A 20,076-nucleotide genomic window follows, 5' to 3' on the forward strand; every position below is an offset into this window, starting at 1 on the left:
AGCCGGAAGGTTGCGTGTAACTGCGCAAGAGAGGCAGATAGATTCGCTTACCTCCAAGCCTTTGCTTTGTCTTAACGGCCTTTTCGCTCGCGCACCAGCCGCTCGTATTCTCGCTCCGATTGCCGACCGCCGAAGTCGCTGTACACGCGAATCCCGTTCATCAGCACGCCAAAGCCCCAAAATACGGTGGGCCATACTGGCCAGGGAATGTCGAAATGGCGCCCGTGACCATGCCAGTCGGAATAATCGTTGGTCAGAAACCAGATAACCCAGAGCACAGAATTTACGACCAGGTAGGTAAACAAATGAGACTTAAACCTGGCGCGGGCTTTGGCCATGCGCCACAGTTCGGGATCACGGTTGGCAGCTTCCATGGGGATGATTATTAGGGGTTTAGCAATAGATAAAAGTAGCGGAAGGCACTGCATTTCCCAATCTTACTATTCCCAAACCGCAACCTTTGCCGCTCAAGTGTTGAATACGCCAGAAGAAGCGTTCGCCCCAGCGACCAACCGACTTCTATGACTCGTCTTTTCCACTTCCTGACTCATGGCTTCTCTCCTCCCCGACTGGCGCGCCACTGCCCAACGCTTTGGCCGCATTCTGCTGCACCAAGGCGACATCACCCAGATTGATACCGCCGCGATTGTCAACGCCGCCAACTCCTCCCTGCTGGGCGGAGGCGGGGTCGATGGTGCCATTCACCGCGTTGGCGGCCCCGAGATTTTGGAAGAATGCAAGACAGTTCGTGCCTCCGCTTACCCCAACGGCTTGCCCACTGGCGAAGCCGTCATCACGACGGCCGGGCGGCTTCCCGCCGGTTTTGTCATTCATACCGTGGGGCCGGTCTGGAATGGCGGCCGCAAAGGCGAGCCAGAACTGCTGGCCAATTGCTATCGCAATAGCCTGCAACTCACCGCCGAGCACCGCTTAGACAGCGTTGCTTTTCCTGGCATCAGCACCGGCGTTTATGGCTATCCGAAGGCCGAAGCCACCGGCATCGCGGTTCGCGAAGTCCGGCTGTTCCTAGAGCAAAACATTGATTTACAGACAATTGTGTTTGTCACTTTCGACAGTGAAAGTTATCGCCTCTACGAGCAGGAGCTGAAGCGCTGATTTTTTACCAGCGCACCTCTTCGGAGTGACGGCGGAGGTAGGCCGCCACATCGTAGATCAGGCCGGCGTGGCCGGCGTCTAGCAATACGGTGTGGGCATTGGTCAGTGACCTGATGAATTCCTGCAAGCCGGCGTGCGGGATAACGCGGTCGTGTTTGCCCAGAAAAAAGGTAACCGGCGTCGGACGGCGGTTCAGGATGGCCGCTAGGTGTTTCAGATCGAACACCAATTTGCGAAACCCCACCCAGCTACGGTACACGCGCAAGCGCTTTTCGCGGCTATCGAGCTGCCATTGGGCAAAGCGCACCAAATTCGTATTGACGAGGCGCCGCTCCTGAAGCACATCCAAGAAGCGCAGCAGGCGTTGTGGCCGCAACACGGCCCGCCCCAACACACCGCGCATCCACGGCGGATACGTCGCCAGCGAATACCAAAACTGCGTCCGGATACCGTCCGGGGCAATCAGCCAGATCTGCTCTACGCGCTCTGGGAAGTACTCGGCGGCCGTGAGCGCATATTTGGCTCCCATGCTAAACGCCAGTAAGCCAAACGATTGCACGTCGTTCTCCTCCAGAAACTGCCCAAGCAGTTCGCTTAAGCGCTTTTTGGTGAGGGGCGCATCGGCTTTGGCCAGCTGGCTCGGGCCGTGGTAAAACAGATCGAAAGCGTACAACGTGACGTCAGAGCCCAAGATGGCGGCCATGCCGCGCCAGTGCCCTTCGCCCTGCCCGTAGCCGTGAAAGGCCAACACGGCCCGCGGCCCGGTGCCATAGCGTTGGTAATGCAGTCGGGTCCGGCCCGCTTCCACGAACATGCTGATATGGGTAAGGAGTGCAAATACTTATGGCGCCTCCTTATACGTGCGCCGTTTTCACGGCGCTATAAATGTTCAAATTACTATTATATAAGTATTTGATTTTCAATAATTTATAACCTTGATACACCACCCGAAACAATAAACTTCATTACCTCGCTGCTGGGCAGCTCCAAGTAGGTTACGTTGTCTTTGGGCACCAGTACCAGCTCGCCGGAAAAGTTGTAGGAGTGCGGGAAATATACGGCCAGCAGCGCCTCTTGGTTGATGGCGGCCATGCTATCCTGCGTCACAAACCCCATTTTGTAGCAGTGGGCTTCTTCGTTGATGCGCACCAGCACGGGGCAGTTAAACTTCTGGTTGTCACCTACAAAGGCGTCAAATAGATCTTTCAGGCTGGAATAGATAATGCTGACCAGCGGCGTGCGGTGCAATAGCCGCTCAGTAATGATCAGGAAGGGCCGCACCATGAATGATTTGGCCACGTAGCCGATGACCGTGATGGCCACAATGGCCAGCAGCAGCCCCAAACCGGGGATGTCGTAGAAGTTGAACAGGTTGTTGAGCCACCGAATGCTCGCGTACAGGATGTAGATCGTCAGGGCGATGGGCGCGACGATGAGGAAGCCGTTGAGGAAGTAGTTGAAATACTGGCGCATGAAACGAGAAAGCAAAAGAAAGCCCAGCCGATAACGGCCGGGCAAGTAACAAAAAGTAGGATTGCCGGATGCTTACGCGACTTCCAGCGCAACTTGCTCAATGTGATCGGCTACGCGCTGCATCAGCCACATAGGTGTGCTGGTAGCGCCGCAAATGCCCACCGACTGAGCCCCCAAGAACCATTCGGTTTGCAGTTCTTGCTCATTCTCAATGAAATAGCTGCGGGCATTCGTTTGGTTCACGACGCTGAACAACGCCTTGCCATTGGAGCTTTTACGTCCGCTCACAAAGATTACTACATCGTGCAGCTCGGCAAACTTGCGCAAGGCAGGCTCGCGGTTGCTTACCTGGCGGCAAATGCTGTCGTTGGCATCGAAGGAAGCAATTTCGCCTTTGGCCGCCGCGATGCGCTCCTCGATGAGTTGCTTCATGCGGTAGAAGCCGGCGGTGCTTTTAGTCGTTTGGCTGAAGAGCGTAACGGGGCGCGTAAAATCAATCTGGTCCAGATCGGGCTCGGTCATCACGATGATGGCGCGGTTGCCGGTCTGGCCAGTCAGGCCGGTTACTTCAGCGTGACCGGGCTGGCCATAAATGACAATTTGGCCATTTTGCCGGGTCGAGGTATCGTAGGCGTGCTTCACGCGGTTTTGCAACTTGAGCACCACCGGGCACGAGGCGTCGATTAGCTCCAAGTTGTTGCGCAGGGCCAGCTCGTAAGTTTCCGGCGGCTCGCCGTGGGCCCGAATCAGCACTTTGCAATCGTGCAGTTCGGCCAGCTGTTCGCGGTCGATGATGCGCAACCCCAGGCCGTGCAAGCGCTCTACTTCCATGCGGTTGTGCACGATATCGCCGAGGCAATACAGGGTTTCTTCGTGCTCCAACTCATCCTCCGCCATCTGAATGGCAAATTCGACCCCAAAACAGTAGCCGGAATTTTTATCGATAGTGACGTTCATGGACTCTCTCAATAGACAAGACGTGCAGTTGGCAGCAACTTTCGCGCCCTAATTCTAGATAACAGTATTGCTGCCATTACGTTCGCCTTCTTCCTCATACGATGGCAAAGCCGTCGCAGGCGAGAAGAGGACGGCCGAAACGCGTTCCAGCACAAAATCGACCTGTTCGTCGATCGTAATGTGCGTGGTGTCCAGCAATACGGCATCCGCCGCGCGACGCAGCGGACTTTCGGCCCGCGTTGAGTCGATGTGGTCGCGCTTGCGTAGGTTTTCTACAATATCGTCTAGTTCTACCGATTCTCCATTCAGGGCCAGCTCTTCTTGTCGTCGGCGGGCGCGCGTCAGTACGTCGGCGGTCATAAACACCTTCACTTCGGCATCGGGAAACACGGTCGTGCCGATGTCGCGGCCGTCCATGACTACGCCGCGCTTGCGGCCCATGCGTTGCTGTTGGCGCACCAGCGCGTGGCGCACGGCCGGAATCACCGACACTTCGCTCACCGAATTGGAGATGCGCATCTGCCGGATTTCATCTTCCCGAATTTCACCGTCGAGGCACAGCTCGTTGCGGCCCGTGCGGCGGTTGCGCTTAAACGAAATGTGAATGTCGTGTAGCGCCTGCTCAATGCGCGGCAGGTCGTCGAAGGCAATTTGCCGTTCGAGCAAATAAAGCGTCACTGCCCGGTACATGGCTCCCGTGTCGATGTAGGCATAGCCTAGTTCGGCGGCCACTGCTTTGGCCGTCGTGCTTTTTCCGCACGAGGAGTAGCCATCTATGGCAATGACGATTTGTTTCATGTTGCTACGATTCGTTGAGGCGGCAAGGGCACAGGTATCCAAGTGCGGCGCCGACGGGGCTCCTCCCCTCCAGCCACCCGCAATGGTATGGACGCATACAGGCCGGTAATTACATCCGACAGCTTGTACAGCCACTGCCGCTCTACGTACCAGAAGGGGTTAATGAAAGTGCCTGCCCCAAGCTGCACTCCCACCACTCCGGCCGTATCACGGTTCCATTGGCCGCCAAAGCTACGGACGATACACTCACCCAAAAAACAGCCCAACGCATTAATTACGGCGGCCCGGTCAGCAGGGCTGGCGTTAACACGCTCTTTCTCAATAAATTCTGCTAATGCGCGCACAGCGGCTTCATCGAAGGCAGAAATATTTAAATTTTGTCGCACGGCCTCAGCGGCACTTCTTAGCTCTTCCACGGCACAAACGTCATCAGTGCCCGTCGCGAGGCGGGCACAAAGTGAAACAATAGGGTGGCGGGTGGAATAGAAAGTTAAATAACCGGCGTGGTAAAATTCAAATTTTATCCGAAAGTTACTATTTAATCCAGCTTTTACGCTGTATAGGGCTACTCAAAAGGGCTGGAATCCCGGTAAAAAAGACTGCTACCGATTCTGACAAGCCGCAGCTAAGTTGCTGGGACACACGGTAAAATGGATTGAAAAAATGGGTTCCGTTGATGCCCACGCCCGTGCTTTTGTCGGGGCCAGCAGCCCATTCGCCCTTGTACGTCTCGACCATGCACTGGCCCAAGAAGCACCCCAACGCATTAATGACTCCTTCACGCTCTGTGTCCTTGATACTGGGCCGCTGGCTTTCAATGAATTGCTCCAAGTGTTGCACAGCCTGCACATCGTAGGTGGCAAGATTCAACTGCCGCCGCACGGCTTCGGCCGCGGCTTGTAGTTGTGCAAGAGGTGATGAATCGGGCATGTAGTAATGAAGAGGAAACGGACTGCTCTCCCAAATCAGGCGAATAAATTGCCTCAGGGAATTTAACTCTGTTACGCAGGCAAGCTCAGCCGTTTCACAAGTTATTTATTTACAAGAACTTAGCAATCGTGCGTGGGACAAGGCATACGATCGCCGGGCTTGTGGTGGCGCTGAAATGCACGCGTTTTGCGCTCTTGGGTCGTGCGGCGGGCGCAACTCGTAGAAGCCATTGCGGTGCCCAAGAGCGCAGCAGCCAACAGCATCGTTACAATCTTATTCACGGCTATGGGTTTTCCCGCAAATATAAGGTTCTTTACCCGCCTGCTGTTCAGCAACACCCATTTTATACTGCTCGCTTCCTAGCTTATGCCTGCCAAATTTCACCTGCGCGCCAACTATATCGATCTGATTAACAACACGATATCGCCAGCCGAGATTCACGTAGCGGATGGCCAGATCCGCAGCATCAAGCCTACTGGCGCAGCCACACCCGACCCGGCGCTGCCCTACGCGCTGCCCGGCTTCGTGGACGCGCACGTGCACGTGGAAAGCTCGCTGCTGGTGCCCGCCGAATTTGCCCGCTTGGCGGTCACGCACGGTACCGTTGCCACGGTTTCCGACCCGCACGAAATAGGCAATGTGCTGGGCGTGGCGGGTGTGGAATATATGCTGGAAAACGCGCAGCATGTACCCTTCAAGTTCTGTTTTGGGGCGCCTTCCTGCGTACCCGCTACGCCTTTCGAAACGGCTGGGGCAATTATCACGGCGGAGGATATCGAGCAGCTGTTTCAGAACCCGGCCATCGGCTACTTGGCGGAGATGATGAACTGGCCCGGCGTGCTGCACCACGATCCAGATGTCCGTCGCAAAATTGAGCTGGCTCAGCGCTACAACCGCCCTGTCGATGGCCACGCGCCCGGCCTGCGCGGCGACGAGGCGCGCCGCTACGCCGCAGCCGGCATCACCACTGACCACGAATGTTTTACCGCCGACGAAGCCCTCGACAAACTGGCTTGCGGCATGCACATCCTTATTCGTGAAGGTTCGGCTGCGCGCAACTTCGACGCGTTAATTGATTTATTGCCAGAGCATTACGAACACATGATGTTCTGCTCCGACGACAAGCACCCCGATACGCTCGTGCTGGGCCACATCAACCAGCTAGTGCAACGCGCGGTGGCCCGCGGCCAGGATGTATTGAAAGTCCTGCGCGTGGCTTGCCTGAACCCCGTGCTGCATTACCGTCTGCCGGTGGGCCTGCTCCGCGAAGGCGACCCTGCCGACTTTATCGTGGTCGAGGACCTGAAGGAATTTCGGGTGCGCCAAACCTATCTCAACGGGGAGCTAGTGGCTGAAAACGGCACCACCTTAATTTCGGCAGTGCCCAGCAAAGTGGTCAATAATTTCGAGGCCGAACCCCTCACTGCCGCCGACTTCCAGGTGAAGGCACCGGCCGAAGTAGCCACCACGCGCGTGATACAATGCTTTGATGGTCAATTAATTACTAAAAGGCAAGACCTCCTTGCCTCCATCATCGGAGGCCTGGTTGTGCCCAATGTTGCGCAGGATGTGCTCAAGCTCACCGTCGTCAATCGCTACGCGACAGCACCGCCGGCAGTGGCTTTTATCACTGGGTTTGGGCTGAAATCCGGGGCGCTGGCTTCAAGCGTGGGCCACGATTCGCACAACATCACGGCCGTCGGCTGCGACGACGACAGCATTGTCCGCGCCGTAAACTTAGTCATTGAAGCCAAAGGTGGTCTAGCGGCCGTCGGCGCCGATGGCGAAGAGTTGCTGCTCCCCCTTCCCGTAGCCGGCCTGATGTCGAACCACGATGGCTATCAAGTAGCCAAGCTCTACGCCGCCGTCGATGCGCTGGCCAAAAAGCTGGGCAGCCCGTTGGAAGCGCCCTTTATGACGTTGTCCTTCATGGCGTTACTGGTAATTCCGAGTCTGAAACTCAGCGACAAAGGCCTCTTCGACGGCGAAGCGTTTCAGTTTGTAGATGCTGTTGTATAGACAACTAGCACCATTTGCAAAGGGTTGATAATCAAGAACTTTCAAATGATACTAGAATCTTTAAAAGCCGGATTATACAAATACAAAAGGCCGCTACTCTTCAGAGTGGCGGCCTTTTGTATTGACGGTTTACCGTATTAGTTTTCGTTGAAGCGCTTCTTCAGCAGCTTTTGCATCTTCTCTTCCGTGAGCGGCTTGGCCAGGTACTCCACGCCTTCGTGCTGGGCTACGCGAATGGTATCCGCAGAGTGCATGGACGTTGTGAGCACAGCCAAAACCGTTTTCTGCTTTACATCCTGCGGGAGAGCGCTGTAGAGCTTCAGAAATTCGAAGCCATCCATGCCCGGCATCTTCAGATCGACGAATACCAGTTCCGGGACGTCCGTCGCTACGGTATGGGATTGGTCGCGGCCGGCACCCCACAAAAAATCGAATGCCTGCTCAGCCTGAGAAAAGGTCAGCACTTGATCAGCGACGCCCAAACGGCTCAGAAGACGATTGTTCAGGAAGCTGGTGGTTTCGTTATCATCCACCAACACCACGTTGCGGAGCTTTCTGGTCATTGTTATAAAGCTGTAAGTGAGGACGTCATGCCGGTTGACAGAGGCTATAACCAGCCCTGCTCGCGCATCCAGTCGTCGTTGTAGATTTTGCCGAGGTAGCGAGTGCCGTGGTCGGGCAGCACAACCACCAGTATATCGTCTTCTTTCAGATGCTCTTTGGCGTATTCCAGCGCCCCGTGCACCGCCGAACCACACGACCAGCCCACAAAAAGGCCTTCTTCCTTGGCCAATCGCCGAGTCATGACGGCGGCGTCCTGGTCGCTAACTTTTAGGAACATGTCGATCAGGTCAAAGTTAACATTCTGAGGCAGAATATCTTCCCCGATTCCTTCGGTTTTATAGGGGTAAATCTCCGTTTCGTCGAAAATTCCCGTCTCTTTATACTTCTTGAAGACCGAACCATAGGTGTCGAGGCCCAGCGCAAACACGTTCGGGTTTTGCTCCTTTAGGTATTGGCTGATGCCGCAAATGGTGCCGCCCGTACCCACGCCGCAGGCAAGGTGCGTCACTTTGCCGTCGGTTTGCGTCCAGATTTCGGGGCCAGTGCTTTCGTAGTTGGCCGCCGTGTTGGAGAGGTTGTCGTACTGGTTGGGGTAGAACGAGTTCGGGATCTCAGCGTTTAGCTTGCGGGCCACCGAATAATAGGAGCGCGGATCGGTAGGCGCCACGTCGGTGGGGCACACAATCACCTGAGCACCAACGGCTTTCAGAATATCCTGCTTTTCCTTACCCTGCTTGTCGCTCATCGTGAAGATGCACTTGTAGCCTTTGGCAATGGCGGCCAGCGCCAGGCCCATCCCGGTGTTGCCGCTGGTGCCTTCGATGATGGTGCCACCAGGCTTGATGAGACCTGCTTTTTCGGCGTCCTCGATCATCTTGAAGGCCATGCGGTCCTTCACTGAGTTGCCAGGATTAAAGTATTCGACCTTGGCCAGCACAGTGCCCCGAATGCCTTCGGTTACCTTGTTGAGCTTAACGAGCGGCGTGTTGCCAATGGCTTCGACTATGTGATTCAGATACATAGAGTTGGGTGGGCGGTTTGTAAGAGAGGACCGCAAAGGTACGAATTTACCTTTGGAGCACCCTCGAACCCGGCAAATTCGGGTCTTGCCGCGGGCCCAAAAAAGGCTACTTTTGTGGGTCGGCAGCCCAGCGAGGCCGTCGCACTTCCCACCTCAAACCGAATTATCCTCTAACCCCTCTCCTATGAGTGTTCTGGTCAACAAGGATTCCAAAGTGATTGTGCAGGGCTTCACCGGCTCCGAAGGCTCGTTTCACGCCCAGCAAATGATTGAGTACGGCACCAACGTAGTAGGTGGCGTGACGCCCGGCAAAGGCGGCACCCGGCACCTCGATCGCCCCGTGTTTAACACTGTGGCTGAGGCGGTAGAGCAAGCCGGCGCCAACACGAGCATCATCTTCGTGCCCCCGGCTTTCGCGGCCGACGCCATCATGGAAGCGGCCGACGCCGGCATCAAAGTCATTGTCACCATCACGGAAGGTATCCCGACCAAGGATATGATTGCGGTGAAGGAATACCTGAAAGGCCGCGACGGCTTGCGCATGATCGGGCCCAACTGCCCCGGCGTAATGACCGCTGGCGAATGCAAAGTAGGCATCATGCCCGGCTTCATCTTCCAGAAAGGCCGCGTTGGAATCGTTTCTAAATCAGGCACTTTGACGTATGAGGCAGTTGACCAGCTCACCAAAGCTGGCTTGGGCCAGACTACGGCCATCGGCATCGGCGGCGACCCAATCATTGGCACGACCACCAAAGAAGCTGTGGAACTGCTCATGAACGACCCCGAAACCGAGGGCATCGTGATGATCGGTGAGATCGGCGGCGGCATGGAAGCCGAAGCAGCTCGCTGGATTAAAGAAACCGGCAACAAGAAGCCGGTTGTGGGCTTCATCGCGGGCCAAACGGCACCTCCCGGCCGCCGCATGGGTCACGCTGGTGCTATTGTCGGCGGCGCCGATGATACCGCTGCGGCCAAAATGGCCATCATGCGCGAGTGCGGCATCCACGTAGTGGATTCGCCGGCCGAAATCGGCGACACGATGCTGCGCGTGCTGCAAGGCGACAAAGTAGAAGCGTAAGCTTTTTGCTTTTCTAAATACAAAAAAGCCCCGGCTCACGTCGGGGCTTTTTTGTTGTTAAATGAGTGCAGTGATAAGACAGCTAGCACAGTTGGGGCGCCTTGCAGACGCCCGCCGTTGTTAACAATGTTGGCAAACGAGGCTCGTTCCGTTCAACGAAGGGTGCGTGCAATGCGGCCTTACAGCGCCAAAATTGCTACGCTTTACCGCTTCCCTTCCTGCCCGCCTAAGTTCACCACGATTCCTAATTGGAACACTGAGTTCGCGGCTTTTAAATATTTTCGGTGCCGCAGGCCGAAGTTGCTGCCGCTGATCAATTGAAGTTGCACCGGCCCGAGCACTTGCACCCGAGTGTAGGTAATGGGCTCCAGGAAAATATTGTCCTCCGGCTCATGATATGCGTTATTTAACTTAATATCAGTTAGTTGCATGTAGCTCAGGCGAAGCGCCGTGCCGTAACTGACGGGCCAGTCGCGGTCGAAAAAGTGCCAGGTCGTGCTTTCTTTCGAGCTGTAGTTGGCTTGCAGGAAGTACTTGGTTAGGTTGCCCTGCACACTCAGATTTACATCACCGGCGCGGCTGTCGCGCTCCACACGCTTGGATTTGCCGAAACCATAGCCGCCGTAAAATTCCAGCACGCGCCGGTCGCGGATGCGCGTGAAATAGCCGGCGCCGAATTCGCCGAAATCAAAGTCTTCGGCTTTTTTGCGCTTGTTGGAATGCAGGAAAGAGGCGTCGCCTATCACGCCGATGTGTTCGCCTACGGCATACGCGCCCTGCAACGAGGTATTGCTACTCCAGTCGGTGTGAATGCCGCCGCTAAACTCGCCTTTCTGGGTAAACAGCGGCACTTGCGGCGGCGGCGGAAAATACAGAGACGAGCAGCTGGCGAGCCAAGGCAGCAGAAACAGCGAAAGGTAGCGGAGGCGAAAAATCATGCTTGAACGGCGGGCGAAGGATGAGGGCAAAACGATAAGATCGAATTTTCGTTGTGTGGCCACCGCACGCAGTCGGCCGTATAGCAAACATATTTCTCTAATGCTCAGCTTCCAATGCCTATTTCCTGCGACGTACTTATCATTGGTTCCGGGCAAGCCGGCAACCCCCTGGCCACTGCTTTTGCCGACGCCGGGCGGCGCGTGGTACTCGTGGAAGAAAACCTGCTGGGCGGCTCTTGCATCAATTACGGCTGCACGCCTACCAAAACCATGCTGGCTTCGGCCGAACGCGCCCACCACATCCGCACGGCCGCTGACTTTGGGGTACAAGCCGGAGAAGCACAGGTGAATATGGCGGCCATTGTGGCGCGTAAAGATGCCGTTATTCAGGAAATGCGCGACGGCATCCGGAAAAACTTGGAGCAGCAGCACAAAGGCATCACGGTGCTGAACGGGCACGCGGCCTTTACCGAGCCCCATGTCGTGCGCGTAGCCTTGGCTGGCGGCAAAGAGCAAACTGTTACGGCCCCGCTGGTTTTTATCAACACCGGCACCCGCCCCAACATCCCGGAAATCGATGGCCTGTCGAAAGATATCTATTTGACCACCAATGACATACTAAATATCAAAGAAGTACCTGAGCATCTGATCATTCTGGGAGGTGGCTACATTGGGTTGGAGTTCAGCCAGATGTTTCGGCGCTTCGGCAGCCGCGTGACCGTGGTAGAATCGGGGGCAGAGCTGCTGGAGCACGAAGACGATGACGTATGCCGCAGCATGCAGGAACTGATAGAAGCGGAAGGCGTGGAATTTGTGCTCAACGCTCGGGCGCATCGGGTTTCGTGCAATGACGAAGGCGCAATTACCGTGTCGGTGCATACGCGCGCCGGCGAGCGGCGCCTGCGGGGTACGCACCTGCTCGTAGCCACCGGCCGGCGCCCTAACACAGATGCGATTGACTTAGAGAAAGTCGGAATCAAGACGGATGAGCAAGGCTACATTCAGGTAAACAGTCGGCTCGAAACGAGTGTGCGCGGCGTGTACGCCCTGGGCGATGTGCACGGCGGACCGCAGTTTACCCACATCAGCTACGACGATTTCCGCGTCATCCGCGACAATCTGTTGCTAGGCAAGCGCCGCTCCGCCAAGCAAAGACCGCTGCCCTACGTCGTGTTTACCGAGCCGCAGTTGGGTCGCATTGGCCTATCCGAATCGCAGGCGCAGGAAAAGAAAATCCCGTATCGGGTAGCGACGATGCCGGTGCAGTACATCGGCCGCGCCCGCCAGACCGCCCAGACCGCCGGCTTTTTCAAAGTGCTGGTGGACAACAAAGACCAGATCATCGGCGCGGCGATTCTGTGCGAGCAGGGTGGCGAAATCATGTCGATGCTACAGCTCGCCATGGCCGGCAAGCTGCCTTATACCACGCTTCAGGACACCGTATTTGCCCACCCAACCTGGGCCGAGGCGCTGAACAACATGTTTGCGAAGCTGGAAAAGCCAAAATAGATGATAATAGACGCTCCTCCTGTTTTGCAACAAAACTATCGCTGATAAAAGCATTAGTATCTGTTGTCAACTAATTGTATTTCAATAATTTACACAACTCTATTTATCCTTGCTATGCTTAGGCAAGCGGTGCGGATAAAAGACCAATCCGACGCTTGTGTACCAGTTACTTTCTTTTATATCCCGAATGTAGCGGGTATCGGCATATCCTTTGGCGTTTGAATAATTGGGCACCACCGACAAACCCGTAGCCACTTGCAGCTGCAAATACGACGAACCTACCCTGCTTATAAAACTCGGCTCGCTGCGTAGCATGTGCCGCATACCGAACGATTGCCCGTTGTAGGTAAGCGACTCGAACGTGACGTTGGTCAGGCGATAAGCCAGCCCCAGTAGTACGTGGTCAGTTTCCCAGCTAAAAGCCAGTTGGCCGAAAGCCTTGTGATAGCGGCTGCGATATTCAGTAAGCGAAGGATCAGGTTGGAAAAGGATGCCGGTTTTCGCGGAATCCCCGCGCGCTTTTCGCGCGCCCGTAGCCGCCCAAAGCGCTTATCAGAAAGCGCCGGCCAATGGGGTGATACCCGCCCGCTGCAACTTCAAACTGCCGGTTGCGGAAGTAAGTGGTATCGCGTGAATCAGATTTGGAATAGCTAGTAGCTAGCACCGTGGCATAGCGAAGCGGCGAGTAGGCTACCGAACCTCCTACTTGGCCATTCAGATGCACCAAGGCAACGACTTCGGCTTGGCCTCGGACAGTTAACTGCGGCACCGTAGGCTGCACGGGCGCATACACAGAGCAGCTTGTCAGCAACGCACTCAGAAGCAGGAACTGTAATAAGCTCGGTAAATCTATTTTCATAAATAATTATCAATCAAATACTTACCAATAAAGCACTTACACAAAAAAGCGGCCGTAGCTAAGAGCTACGGCCGCTTCAAAACGTGGCATGGGGTTGTCAGTTACTTGGCGTAAGCCACTGCGCGCATTTCCCGGATCACGGTAATCTTGATCTGGCCAGGATACTGCATTTCCTTCTCGATTTTCTGCGAGATCTCGTAGCTCAATTCCTGGGCGCGCTCGTCGGTTACGTTTTCGGCGTTCACCATTACGCGTAGCTCACGGCCAGCCTGAATGGCGTAGCATTGCAGCACCCCGTCAAACGACACGGCTGTTTCTTCGAGCTGCTTGAGGCGTTTGATGTAGCTTTCCATCATCTCACGGCGGGCGCCGGGACGCGAGCCGGAAATGGCGTCGCAGGCCTGAACCAGCGGCGAAATCATGGCCGTCATCTCGATTTCGTCGTGGTGAGCGCCAATGGCATTCACTACGTCGGGATGCTCTTTGTATTTCTTGGCCATCTCCATGCCCAAAATGGCGTGGGGAAGCTCAGGCTCTTCGGTGCTTACTTTGCCGATATCATGTAGCAAGCCAGCACGTTTGGCATGCTTCACGTTCAGGCCCAGCTCAGCGGCCATCGTGGCGCAGAGGTTGGCGACTTCGCGCGAGTGTTGCAGCAAGTTTTGGCCATACGACGAGCGGAAACGCATCCGGCCCACCATCTTGATCAGCTCCGGATGCAGGCCGTGAATGCCCAGATCGATGATGGTGCGCTCGCCGATTTCGACAATTTCCTCGTCGATATTCTTGCGCGTTTTGGCCACGATTTCTTCAATGCGAGCCGGGTGAATGCGTCCGTCTTTCACCAGCAAGTGCAACGACAGGCGCGCTACCTCACGGCGCACGGGGTCGAAGCCGGAGATGATGATGGCCTCAGGCGTGTCGTCGACAATAATCTCGACGCCGGTTGCGGCTTCCAGCGCCCGAATGTTACGGCCTTCCCGACCGATGATTTTGCCCTTCACATCGTCGGATTCGATGTTGAAGATCGACACGCAGTTTTCGATGGCGTGTTCGGCGGCGGTGCGCTGAATGGTTTCCAGCACTACCTTTTTGGCGTCTTTCGTAGCCGACAGCTTGGCCTGTGCTACTACATCCTTGATGTAACTGCTGGCCTGAATCTGGGCTTCGTTTTTCAACGATTCTACCAATTGCTCGCGGGCTTCGGCAGCCGTCAGGCCCGAGATGACTTCGAGCTGTTGCTGAATCGCGTGGCGTTTCTCGTCCAAGTCAGCTTCTTTTTGCTGAAGCTTAGCGATTTGAGTTTCGTGCGTCAGACGGCGTTTTTCTTCCTGGGCTTCGAATTTTTCGCGTTGCTGCTGCGACTCATTTTGCAGCTTTTCGCGGGTCGTTTCCAGTTCCTGCTCTTTGCGTTGCAGCTGCTCGAGTTGGCGTTGGGTAGTCTGGGTCAGTTGCTTGATGCTCTGCTCCTGCTCTACCACGGCAGCACGGCGCTCGGTGAGTTCCTGATCGAGGGCCTGCTTTTGGCGGCGGCTTTCCTGCTCAAATTCGTTTTTGAGACCGCGGAACTTGTCTTTCGACTGCTGAATCCGCTCGTCGCGGATGCGGTTGGCCTTTTCTTCGGCTTCCTGCAGCACTTGCTGCGCGCGGGAGCGAGCTTCGGCTTCGTGATCCTGCCTAGCCTTTCCGGCCAGCAGGCGCCCCACCACAATGCCGACCACAAGGGCAAGCACAGCGGCCAGGACGATATAAATAGTGTCAGACATTAGCTATGGTTTTTAAGGGAGGTGGGATTTAAAAACCATAACAACGGAAGGCTGCCGAACGGCGTCCGAATGGCGGAGCCGATTGCTCCCCCAGGGCCGGGCGTGAAACCGCACCAGTGCTCTACCCGAGCACTAGCGACGAGAGCAGCTGGTCTAAGCGCGTAAGGCGCTCAGTCAGAGCTGCATCGGTGCCATCCTTTTCCTTGCTGACCTTCAGGCGGTCAGCCATTGTGGATAAGGCAATCATGGCCAGCAAATCTTGCTTGTCTTGAATGCCGTACTGTTCGCGAAATTCCTTGACCCGTTCGTTGAGCAAGCGGCCTGCCATGCGCAGGCGCTCTTCGTCCGTGGGAGATACCCGCATTGGGTAATCCCGGTCGGCGACTCGGATTTTAATAGATAATTCGCTCATCAGTAGTGGATTGGAGGTTTGATGGTTGTTACTCCCTCAAATAGGCAAGGCACTTATCAATCTCTCGTATATATTCGTTGATGCGCAGTTTCAGCTCGTTTGCGTTGGCAGGTTCCCCTGCTATGGTATTGACAAGTTTAGCAATATTCTCCTGATTCTGGAAATCCTTCAACTGCCGCTCCCGGTCGCGGACGTCGGCGCGCAGTTGCTCAATGGTGGTGTGGGCATCGCTCAGTTCTTCGCGCAACTGCTGATAAGCAGCCACTAACGTGGTCACCTGCCGCTCTAAGCGGTCGAGTTGGGCAAGTTGCTGAGAAGAAGCCATGCAGATTGTTTTTTGTAGAAGAACGACCAGCGGCGCGTTCGTCGGATGGACCGGTTGAGCAAGTTGGCAGGTTTTCGCCTGTTCCCCAAACCCGATGCAAACGCCGAACGCGCTGTAGTTCGTACTTACCGCCGAATTACGGCCCCCGCCTGTTTCTCAAACTGCCCAATCAATCGCTGCATGGCGGCATCAATCGCTTGGTCAGTCAAGGTCTGGGTAGGGTCTTGAAGGATGAAGCTCACGGAATAAGACTTTTTGCCTTCTCCAAGATTATCGCCTTCGTATACGTCAAATACAGTAACAGTTTGCAACAGTTTCCGTTCGGCGCGCACGGCAATCTGCCGCAGTTGCTCAAAGGTCACGCTCCGATCCACGACCAGCGACAGGTCGCGCCGCACCTCCGGAAACTTGGGCAGCTCACGCGCGGCAAGCGCGTTCTTGTACTTGCGCACCAGCCAATCCCAATCCAGCTCGGCGTACCACACGGGCTGGCTCACATCTAAGCGCTTCAGTACGCCGGCAGCCACCGCACCCAGTTGCGCAACCACCTGATTGTGAGCTAATAACGCAAGCCCACCGGCCAAGTACGGATGCTGTACCGGCTGGGGCGCCGGCACCGGATGCCCAAGCGCGGCCAGCACCTGTTGCACAGCCGCAGCCAAGTCGTGGAAGTTGCTCTTTTCAGACTTGTGTTGCCAGGTTTCGGCGGTCGCGTTGCCCGTTAGGAAAATAGCTAACTTATTCTTTTCCTGATACTTACCATCAGCATCGCGCTGATACGTTTTGCCGAATTCGTAGAGCTTGAGGTCGCGCTGGCGACGGTTGATGTTGTGCCGCAGAATCTCGAGGCCCGACTGCAGCACCGATGGGCGCAGCACGTTTAGGTCGGCGCTGTTGTAGTTGAGCACGCGCACCAACTCGTCGGCGGGCTGGCCTTCCTTCTCGAAGTATTGCGAGTTGGTGAGCGAGTTGGTGATGATTTCCGAATACCCCTGCCCGCTGAGCAGCCGCGCAATGTTTTGGCGCAACACTTCGGGGTCCGGATTCGGGAACTTGGCCAGAAAGGAAGCTGAGTTGTGCGGCCGTAAGGCTACGTGGTTGTAGCCGTAAATGCGCAGAATCTCTTCGATGATGTCGGCTTCGCGGGTCACATCTACCTTGTGCGGCGGCACGGCCAATATCCACTCGTGGCCGTCCTCGCTTTCTTCCGAAATCAGAATATCCAAGTCGGTGAGAATCTGGCGGATTCGCTCCGGCGCAATGTACTGTCCCACAAGCATTTCCACGCGGGGCAACCGCAGCCGCACCAGCGTATGCGCGATGGGCGTTGGGTACACATCCACAATGGGCGCGGCAATCGTGGCACCCGCAATCTCTTGCAGCAGCAACGCCGCCCGCTTCAAGGCAATGGGCACCATGTGCGGATCGGTGCCGCGCTCGAAGCGGAACGAGGCATCGGTTTTGAGTTGGTGCGTTTGGGCCGTGCGGCGCACCGCGGCGGGCGCGAAGTAGGCGCTTTCCAGAAAAACGCGGGTAGTAGCGTCGGATACGCCCGAGGTTTTGCCCCCGAACACGCCCGCCAAGGCCAGCGGCTCACCGGCGGCCCCAGCAATCACGAGGTCGGCGGCGCGCAAGGTGCGTTCGGCCCCGTCGAGCGTCACAAACTTTTCGCCTTCGGTGGCGCGCTTCACTACAATTTTGCCACCTGGGATTTGGTCGGCGTCGAAGGCATGCAGCGGCTGGCCCAGTTCGTGCAGCACGAAGTTGGTTACGTCCACCACGTTATTAATTGGCGACAAGCCAATGCTGCGCAGCCGGCGTTGCAGCCACTCCGGCGAAGGGCCAACCTGCACATTATCAAGCAGTAAGCCTGCATAACGCTGCGAGCCTGTTTCATCCTCGATAGTCACTGATATGGTATCATCATACCATTCTTTACGAGTTTCGACCCAATTCCCTTGGTCAATTTCAACTACATTCTGTTTTTTAATTGGTGCAGTAGGTGCGTGGAATTTACTCACGTCCGGCAAGTGGCAGGGCTGCCGCAACAACGCCCGAAGCTCACGGGCCACCCCGAAATGCGAAGCGGCGTCGGCGCGGTTGGGCGTCAGGCCGATTTCGAACACCGAATCCGAACCCAGCCCGAAATACTCCGCTGCCGGCGTACCATTGGGCAACGGCGTGTCGAGGACCATGATGCCGGCGTGCGACGTACCCAAGCCAATCTCGTCTTCGGCGCAGATCATGCCTTCCGAAGCGGCCCCGCGAATCTTGGACTTCTTGATTTTAAACGGCTCACCCTGAGAAGGATACAAAGTGGCGCCATCCAAGGCCACAACTACCTTTTGTCCAGCAGTGACGTTTGGGGCACCGCACACGATTTGGCGGGGCGTACCGTCGCCTACGTCAACGGTAGTAAGGCTGAGCTTGTCGGCGTCGGGGTGTTTCTGGCAGGTAAGCACTTCGCCGATCACGACGCCGCGCAAGCCGCCCGGAATGCTTTCCAGCTCCTCAATTCCTTCTACCTCTAGCCCGGAGCCGGTGAGCAACGCCCCGATTTCGGCAGCAGATTTGTCGGTGGGAATGAGTGTGCGGAGCCAGTCGAGAGAGATTTTCATCTAGTTGGTAGTTGTCTGGGGCCGGTTGCAGGCCAATAGCGACGACAAAGGTACGGATTCGGAGGGAGGCCTAAACGGGTACTCCAAGCGATCGTTTAATCATGAAAGGACTTCTCCCCGGCCTTCACCGCAAAGGTTAGGCGGTTTTCCGACGGCGGCACAGGGCAGGCAAACTCGTCGTTGTAGGCGCAGTAGGGGTTGTAGGTCTCGTTGAAGTCGAGCACGATGGTTTTGTCGCCGGGTGCAGGCTTGGGCGCGTCGAGGTAGCGGCCGCCGCCGTAAGTATCGAAGCCGTTGCTGCGGTCGGTAAAGGGCACAAATAGCGTGGAGTCGCGACCGTCGGCTTTCAGAAACAGCACGAGCTGCTGCGGCTGCTTCTGCCACTCAAACGAAGCGCGGCCCCAGCGCAGGTACTTCTCCGCTTTGCCATCGGTGAGTTGCATCAGCACGGTATCCCGCTGGGCAAAAGGCTCTAGCTGGGCCGTGAGACGGTACTCTTTGTTAGGCGCGAAATAGCGCAGGCTGTCGAACATATCGCGCTGGGTGCTGCTCAGCGGCGAGGTTCCCGACAGGCGAAACGCATCGTCTTTGGCTTGCCGGGCTTTTTCGATGCCCGCCGCATACTGGTCGCTGCCAAAGACCAGATCGGCCAGAAAATACCCCGCCACAATGAGCAGCCCCAGGCCAATGAGAAGTTTAGGATTCAGACGCATATGAGCGCAAAAATAGCACGCCCAAAGTTGTCATCTTGAGCAGAGCGAAGGACCTTATCACGAAAGAACAACAGGTATTTGCAGGCGTGATAAGGTCCTTCGCTCTGCTCAGAATGACAGAGATTATTTGTATAAGCATTTGACTTGCAATTACTTACAGAATACCTGCGTCGGCAAAGCTGTAGTACCCGTGGTCGGTGTAAATCAAATGATCGAGCACGGGAAGGTCGAGGAACTGACCGGCTTCTTTGAGCTTGCGGGTGAGGGCAATGTCGGCGGTGCTGGGGTTGCGGTTGCCGCTGGGGTGGTTGTGCACCAAAATAATAGAGCTAGCTAGTTGCTCCAGCGCGTGCTTGAAAATCACCTTGGGATCGGCGACGGTGCCGGCCACGCCGCCGGTGCTTACTGGTTGCTTGCGCATCACCACGTTGGCCCGATTGAGCAGAATCACCCAAAACTCTTCGTGCGGCAAGTCTTGCAGATTGGGGCGCACCAGATTGTAAATGTCAGTGGAGCAGGTAATTGTAGTGCGTGCTGCGGCCGTGGCTTCTTTGCGGCGCCGCCCCAGCTCCAGGGCCGCTACGATGGCAATGGCTTTGGCCTCGCCAATGCCTTTGTGGCGCATCAGCTCCTTCACCGACAGTTTGGCCAGCGCATTCAAATCGTTATCGACGGCGGCCAGAATCAGTTTGGCGACGTCCACGGCGGAGAGTTTGGCCGTGCCGGAGCCCAAGAGGATGGCCATCAGTTCGGCGTCGGAGAGGGCGGCGCGGCCTTTTTGCAGCAGCTTCTCGCGCGGCCGGTCTTCCTCAGCCCAGCTTTTGATGCTGAAGCTGGCCGGTGTTTGGTAAGCAGTAAGGTTTAATTTTTCTTCCGACAGAATGTCAAACGAATTCATTGCGCACTGTTGTTGACAGGATAATACTCTTCTAAACTTCTAAAATAAAGTAAAATCCCTCGTCTTACGTCTACTTCTGACG

General features: G+C 56.0%; 21 protein-coding genes and 1 pseudogene. 5 read left to right on the forward strand and 17 right to left on the reverse strand.

Going from position 1 to position 20,076, the window contains the following annotated elements:
* Window positions 1–71: 71 nt before the first annotated feature.
* Complete coding sequence (locus tag FHG12_RS04850) at window positions 72–374, reverse strand: 2TM domain-containing protein (protein ID WP_165699305.1); 303 nt, start codon at window positions 372–374, stop codon at window positions 72–74.
* 175 nt (window positions 375–549) lie between these two features.
* Between FHG12_RS04850 and FHG12_RS04855 the strand changes: the two genes are divergently transcribed.
* A complete protein-coding gene (locus tag FHG12_RS04855) occupies window positions 550–1,116 on the forward strand; it encodes an O-acetyl-ADP-ribose deacetylase (RefSeq protein WP_139514656.1) in 567 nt (188 codons plus the stop codon).
* Between the two features lie 4 nt (window positions 1,117–1,120).
* On the opposite strand, the gene FHG12_RS04860 is transcribed toward FHG12_RS04855, so the two are convergent.
* From FHG12_RS04860 to FHG12_RS04880, 5 genes are all read right to left on the reverse strand, one after another.
* Window positions 1,121–1,930: an alpha/beta fold hydrolase gene (locus tag FHG12_RS04860; protein WP_139514657.1), complete on the reverse strand. Its 810-nt coding sequence runs from the start codon at window positions 1,928–1,930 to the stop codon at window positions 1,121–1,123.
* A gap of 113 nt (window positions 1,931–2,043) precedes the next feature.
* Window positions 2,044–2,589, reverse strand: a complete 546-nt coding sequence (locus FHG12_RS04865) for a DUF502 domain-containing protein (protein ID WP_139514658.1) — start codon at window positions 2,587–2,589, stop codon at window positions 2,044–2,046.
* 72 nt (window positions 2,590–2,661) lie between these two features.
* Window positions 2,662–3,546, reverse strand: a complete 885-nt coding sequence (locus tag FHG12_RS04870; RefSeq protein WP_139514659.1) for a 4-hydroxy-3-methylbut-2-enyl diphosphate reductase — start codon at window positions 3,544–3,546, stop codon at window positions 2,662–2,664.
* A gap of 54 nt (window positions 3,547–3,600) precedes the next feature.
* Entirely contained in the window at window positions 3,601–4,344 is a 744-nt protein-coding gene (gene cmk / locus FHG12_RS04875) for a (d)CMP kinase (RefSeq protein WP_139514660.1), read from the reverse strand.
* Window positions 4,341–4,730 (reverse strand): hypothetical protein, encoded by a 390-nt coding sequence (locus FHG12_RS04880; RefSeq protein ID WP_139514661.1) that lies wholly within the window; start codon window positions 4,728–4,730, stop codon window positions 4,341–4,343. The genes cmk and FHG12_RS04880 overlap by 4 nt, the downstream gene beginning before the upstream one ends.
* Before the next feature lie 244 nt (window positions 4,731–4,974).
* Between FHG12_RS04880 and FHG12_RS04885 the strand changes: the two genes are divergently transcribed.
* Window positions 4,975–5,247, forward strand: coding sequence for a hypothetical protein (locus FHG12_RS04885; protein ID WP_139514662.1), 273 nt, complete (start codon window positions 4,975–4,977; stop codon window positions 5,245–5,247).
* A 146-nt stretch (window positions 5,248–5,393) separates the two neighbouring features.
* Here FHG12_RS04885 and FHG12_RS20990 read toward each other — a convergent pair whose 3' ends face one another.
* Complete coding sequence (locus tag FHG12_RS20990; protein ID WP_165699308.1) at window positions 5,394–5,555, reverse strand: hypothetical protein; 162 nt, start codon at window positions 5,553–5,555, stop codon at window positions 5,394–5,396.
* 85 nt (window positions 5,556–5,640) lie between these two features.
* Here FHG12_RS20990 and ade point away from each other — a divergent pair, with 85 nt between their 5' ends.
* Window positions 5,641–7,293 carry an adenine deaminase gene (ade, locus tag FHG12_RS04890; protein WP_139514663.1) on the forward strand — a complete coding sequence of 551 codons (1,653 nt, stop codon included), beginning with the start codon at window positions 5,641–5,643 and terminating at the stop codon, window positions 7,291–7,293.
* Between the two features lie 137 nt (window positions 7,294–7,430).
* Here the strand turns inward: ade and FHG12_RS04895 are convergent, their stop codons facing one another.
* The gene (locus FHG12_RS04895) at window positions 7,431–7,856 is read right to left on the reverse strand and encodes a response regulator (protein WP_139514664.1); all 426 of its coding nucleotides are present in this window, start codon (window positions 7,854–7,856) and stop codon (window positions 7,431–7,433) included.
* Between the two features lie 47 nt (window positions 7,857–7,903).
* Window positions 7,904–8,878, reverse strand: a pseudogene (locus tag FHG12_RS04900) (PLP-dependent cysteine synthase family protein); the annotation flags it as partial.
* 184 nt (window positions 8,879–9,062) lie between these two features.
* Here FHG12_RS04900 and sucD point away from each other — a divergent pair.
* Window positions 9,063–9,956, forward strand: coding sequence for a succinate--CoA ligase subunit alpha (sucD, locus tag FHG12_RS04905; protein WP_139514666.1), 894 nt, complete (start codon window positions 9,063–9,065; stop codon window positions 9,954–9,956).
* Between the two features lie 203 nt (window positions 9,957–10,159).
* Here the strand turns inward: sucD and FHG12_RS04910 are convergent, their stop codons facing one another.
* Window positions 10,160–10,894 (reverse strand): hypothetical protein, encoded by a 735-nt coding sequence (locus FHG12_RS04910; protein ID WP_139514667.1) that lies wholly within the window; start codon window positions 10,892–10,894, stop codon window positions 10,160–10,162.
* 114 nt (window positions 10,895–11,008) lie between these two features.
* On the opposite strand from FHG12_RS04910, the gene FHG12_RS04915 reads away from it, so the two are divergent.
* Entirely contained in the window at window positions 11,009–12,403 is a 1,395-nt protein-coding gene (locus FHG12_RS04915; RefSeq protein ID WP_139514668.1) for a mercuric reductase, read from the forward strand.
* 475 nt (window positions 12,404–12,878) lie between these two features.
* Here FHG12_RS04915 and FHG12_RS04920 read toward each other — a convergent pair whose 3' ends face one another.
* The 7 genes from FHG12_RS04920 to radC all read right to left on the reverse strand — a co-directional run bounded on the left by FHG12_RS04920 (window position 12,879) and on the right by radC (window position 19,994).
* Window positions 12,879–13,262: a hypothetical protein gene (locus FHG12_RS04920; protein WP_139514669.1), complete on the reverse strand. Its 384-nt coding sequence runs from the start codon at window positions 13,260–13,262 to the stop codon at window positions 12,879–12,881.
* Window positions 13,263–13,363: 101 nt separating this feature from the next.
* Window positions 13,364–15,028, reverse strand: coding sequence for a ribonuclease Y (gene rny / locus FHG12_RS04925; RefSeq protein ID WP_139514670.1), 1,665 nt, complete (start codon window positions 15,026–15,028; stop codon window positions 13,364–13,366).
* 121 nt (window positions 15,029–15,149) lie between these two features.
* On the reverse strand, window positions 15,150–15,440 hold the full coding sequence (locus FHG12_RS04930) for a cell division protein ZapA (RefSeq protein WP_139514671.1): 291 nt from the start codon (window positions 15,438–15,440) through the stop codon (window positions 15,150–15,152).
* Window positions 15,441–15,468: 28 nt separating this feature from the next.
* The gene (locus tag FHG12_RS04935) at window positions 15,469–15,765 is read right to left on the reverse strand and encodes a hypothetical protein (RefSeq protein WP_139514672.1); all 297 of its coding nucleotides are present in this window, start codon (window positions 15,763–15,765) and stop codon (window positions 15,469–15,471) included.
* Between the two features lie 125 nt (window positions 15,766–15,890).
* The gene (gene pheT, locus FHG12_RS04940; protein ID WP_139514673.1) at window positions 15,891–18,383 is read right to left on the reverse strand and encodes a phenylalanine--tRNA ligase subunit beta; all 2,493 of its coding nucleotides are present in this window, start codon (window positions 18,381–18,383) and stop codon (window positions 15,891–15,893) included.
* A gap of 95 nt (window positions 18,384–18,478) precedes the next feature.
* Entirely contained in the window at window positions 18,479–19,096 is a 618-nt protein-coding gene (locus FHG12_RS04945; protein WP_139514674.1) for a DUF1684 domain-containing protein, read from the reverse strand.
* Between the two features lie 154 nt (window positions 19,097–19,250).
* Window positions 19,251–19,994: a RadC family protein gene (gene radC / locus FHG12_RS04950; protein WP_139514675.1), complete on the reverse strand. Its 744-nt coding sequence runs from the start codon at window positions 19,992–19,994 to the stop codon at window positions 19,251–19,253.
* Window positions 19,995–20,076: the final 82 nt, after the last annotated feature.

The sequence above is a fragment of the Hymenobacter jejuensis genome (assembly GCF_006337165.1).
Classification (GTDB): Bacteria; Bacteroidota; Bacteroidia; order Cytophagales; family Hymenobacteraceae; genus Hymenobacter; species Hymenobacter jejuensis.

Bases quoted from the DNA above. Each gene is read 5' to 3' on its own strand.
- FHG12_RS04850 (WP_165699305.1), bottom strand. From the start codon at position 374: ATGGAAGCTGCCAACCGTGATCCCGAACTGTGGCGCATGGCCAAAGCC.
- FHG12_RS04855 (WP_139514656.1), top strand. From the start codon at position 550: ATGGCTTCTCTCCTCCCCGACTGGCGCGCCACTGCCCAACGCTTTGGC.
- FHG12_RS04860 (WP_139514657.1), bottom strand. From the start codon at position 1,930: ATGTTCGTGGAAGCGGGCCGGACCCGACTGCATTACCAACGCTATGGC.
- FHG12_RS04865 (WP_139514658.1), bottom strand. From the start codon at position 2,589: ATGCGCCAGTATTTCAACTACTTCCTCAACGGCTTCCTCATCGTCGCG.
- FHG12_RS04870 (WP_139514659.1), bottom strand. From the start codon at position 3,546: ATGAACGTCACTATCGATAAAAATTCCGGCTACTGTTTTGGGGTCGAA.
- cmk (WP_139514660.1), bottom strand. From the start codon at position 4,344: ATGAAACAAATCGTCATTGCCATAGATGGCTACTCCTCGTGCGGAAAA.
- ade (WP_139514663.1), top strand. From the start codon at position 5,641: ATGCCTGCCAAATTTCACCTGCGCGCCAACTATATCGATCTGATTAAC.
- FHG12_RS04895 (WP_139514664.1), bottom strand. From the start codon at position 7,856: ATGACCAGAAAGCTCCGCAACGTGGTGTTGGTGGATGATAACGAAACC.
- sucD (WP_139514666.1), top strand. From the start codon at position 9,063: ATGAGTGTTCTGGTCAACAAGGATTCCAAAGTGATTGTGCAGGGCTTC.
- FHG12_RS04910 (WP_139514667.1), bottom strand. From the start codon at position 10,894: ATGATTTTTCGCCTCCGCTACCTTTCGCTGTTTCTGCTGCCTTGGCTC.
- FHG12_RS04915 (WP_139514668.1), top strand. From the start codon at position 11,009: ATGCCTATTTCCTGCGACGTACTTATCATTGGTTCCGGGCAAGCCGGC.
- FHG12_RS04920 (WP_139514669.1), bottom strand. From the start codon at position 13,262: ATGAAAATAGATTTACCGAGCTTATTACAGTTCCTGCTTCTGAGTGCG.
- rny (WP_139514670.1), bottom strand. From the start codon at position 15,028: ATGTCTGACACTATTTATATCGTCCTGGCCGCTGTGCTTGCCCTTGTG.
- FHG12_RS04930 (WP_139514671.1), bottom strand. From the start codon at position 15,440: ATGAGCGAATTATCTATTAAAATCCGAGTCGCCGACCGGGATTACCCA.
- FHG12_RS04935 (WP_139514672.1), bottom strand. From the start codon at position 15,765: ATGGCTTCTTCTCAGCAACTTGCCCAACTCGACCGCTTAGAGCGGCAG.
- pheT (WP_139514673.1), bottom strand. From the start codon at position 18,383: ATGAAAATCTCTCTCGACTGGCTCCGCACACTCATTCCCACCGACAAA.
- FHG12_RS04945 (WP_139514674.1), bottom strand. From the start codon at position 19,096: ATGCGTCTGAATCCTAAACTTCTCATTGGCCTGGGGCTGCTCATTGTG.
- radC (WP_139514675.1), bottom strand. From the start codon at position 19,994: ATGAATTCGTTTGACATTCTGTCGGAAGAAAAATTAAACCTTACTGCT.